Origin of the sequence: Burkholderia sp. BCC1638, from assembly GCF_902833195.1 — a bacterium.
Lineage (GTDB): Bacteria > Pseudomonadota > Gammaproteobacteria > Burkholderiales > Burkholderiaceae > Burkholderia > Burkholderia diffusa.
In genome coordinates this window covers 1-530 of the sequence record NZ_CADFEC010000108.1, presented here as the reverse complement: position 1 = coordinate 530, position 530 = coordinate 1, and the positions used below count along the sequence as shown (strand labels likewise).

Genomic DNA, 530 nt, shown 5'->3' with positions numbered 1-530 from the left:
TTGCTCGTGTCCACCGTGAACTCGTGCGAATCCCCTCGCTCGCTCGTGTTCCCCGCCTTGTCCGTCACCGTCGTCGACAGTCGATGCGCACCGTCCGACAGCGGCTCCGACGGCCGGAACGTCCATCGTCCGTCCTGACCCGCCACCGTCGAGCCGATCGCCTTCTCGCCGTCGTAAATCGTCACCACCGCGCCGGCCTCCGCCTTGCCGCTGTATACCGGCGTCGCGTCGTCCGTCGTCGTCCCGTTCGCGATCGGGCCCGTCACGTTACCAACGTCATCCAGCAGCGTCTCGTCCTTCGACGCATCCGGCGCAATCGTGTCCACCACGATCGAATAGTCGCCCGTCGACGGGCTCATCTTGCCGTCCGGCGACTCGGCCTTCGCGCTGAATGCGTGCTCGCCTTCCGCCAGCGGCGTCTCCGGGCGATACGACCAGCGGCCGTTGTCCCCAGCGATGACGATCCCCACCTCCTTGCCGTCCACGAATACGTGCACGGTGTGGCCCGGCTGCGCCGTGCCGCTCACCGT

1 protein-coding gene is annotated in these 530 nt (G+C 67.5%); it reads right to left on the bottom strand.

Annotated elements, in window-relative coordinates; all coding sequences use genetic code 11:
* Positions 1-530, bottom strand: a 530-nt coding sequence (locus HWX22_RS31420; protein WP_208456639.1) for an Ig-like domain-containing protein, incomplete at both ends; no start/stop codon positions are given.